The 1,269-nt window shown below is 62.8% G+C and carries 1 protein-coding gene; it reads left to right on the top strand.

Features of this window, described 5'->3' with window-relative positions:
* Positions 1–106 precede the first annotated feature (106 nt).
* Complete coding sequence (locus OC610_RS27650; RefSeq protein ID WP_264432695.1) at positions 107–1,240, top strand: AGE family epimerase/isomerase; 1,134 nt, start codon at positions 107–109, stop codon at positions 1,238–1,240.
* Positions 1,241–1,269 lie beyond the last annotated feature (29 nt).

Raw genomic sequence — 1,269 nt, 5'->3', positions numbered from 1 at the left:
GGGAGCGAGCTTGCTCGCGATGACGGACTTACAGGCGTCATCTCTCTGGAGTCGGTCACTCTGCTACCATGTCGCGCATTCGCCCCCGCTGTGACGACGTCCGCCAATGCCCGATGCTTCCCGCTCCGCCTCTTTGCCTGAACTGACCACCTTGTTCACCACGGTGCGCCAGCATTTTCACGACGTGATCGTGCCAATGTGGCAAGGCCCGGGCTGGAATGCCGAACTGGCGTTGCCCTACGAATCCCTGGATGCGGAACACGCGCCGCTACCGCCCCAGCGCTACCGCGCCATGGCCTGTGCGCGACAGTTGTATGTGTTCGCCAGCCTGATTGGCGAAGTGCCACTGGCCGAGGAACGGGCAAGCGCCCTGTTCCGCTCGCTGCAGCGACATTTCCACGATGCCGAGCATGGCGGCTGGTTCTACAGCATCGACCCGCAGGGCGCGCCGCTGGACACCGGCAAAGACCTCTATACCCACGCATTCATCCTGTTCGCCTGCGCCCATTACTGGGACAAGGTTCGCGAGCCGTTGGTGGAATCGACGTTGAATGCCGCGCTGGAAGTGGTCACCCGACGTTTCGCCACCGGCGACGGCCTGTACGAAGCCAGCCTCGGGCGAGACTGGTCGACTTGCCAATCCGGCCCACTGCAAAATCCGCTGATGCACCTGGCAGAGGCCTTCCTTGCGGTCCTTTCGGTGCGCGACGACGCCTATGTCCGCCAAGCCCTGCTGAGCCTGTGTGACGCCATGTCCAGGCAGTTCGTGGATCCTGGGCAACAGGTCATGATGGAGAAACCGCTCAAGGCTGTGGATAACTGGTTCGAGCCGGGCCACCAGTTCGAATGGTATTTCCTGCTGGCGTCATCGCCCTTGTTGCACGGCGGCAAACTGCACGCGGCGCTGGAGCTCAGCTTCAGCCTTACTGAGGAACAAGGTGTCGATCCGGATTGCGGCGCCGTCTGCGCGATGTTGAGCCTGGCACCGCAGACAACCCCACGCGACGCCACTCAACGCATCTGGGCCCAGGCGGAATACCTGCGGGCGTTGACGTTGCGCGCGGGAAGCGACGGAGTGTTGCTGCGTCAGCTACAAGCGTTGCAGCAGCATTTCCTGCATCCCCGTGGCTGGAACGAATGCCTCGACGCGGATGGCAATGTCAGTCGCCGGGACATGCCTTCGACCACCCCTTATCATCTTCTGACCTGCTACCGCGGCCTGGCCGACTACCTGGCGTAACACGTTCCGTGGCGAGGGAGCTTGCTCCC

The sequence above is a fragment of the Pseudomonas agronomica genome (genome assembly GCF_025917275.1).
In the GTDB taxonomy this organism is placed as follows: Bacteria; Pseudomonadota; Gammaproteobacteria; order Pseudomonadales; family Pseudomonadaceae; genus Aquipseudomonas; species Aquipseudomonas agronomica.
This window is presented reverse-complemented; position numbering and strand designations above follow the sequence as displayed.

Bases quoted from the DNA above. Each gene is read 5' to 3' on its own strand.
- OC610_RS27650 (WP_264432695.1), top strand. From the start codon at position 107: ATGCCCGATGCTTCCCGCTCCGCCTCTTTGCCTGAACTGACCACCTTG.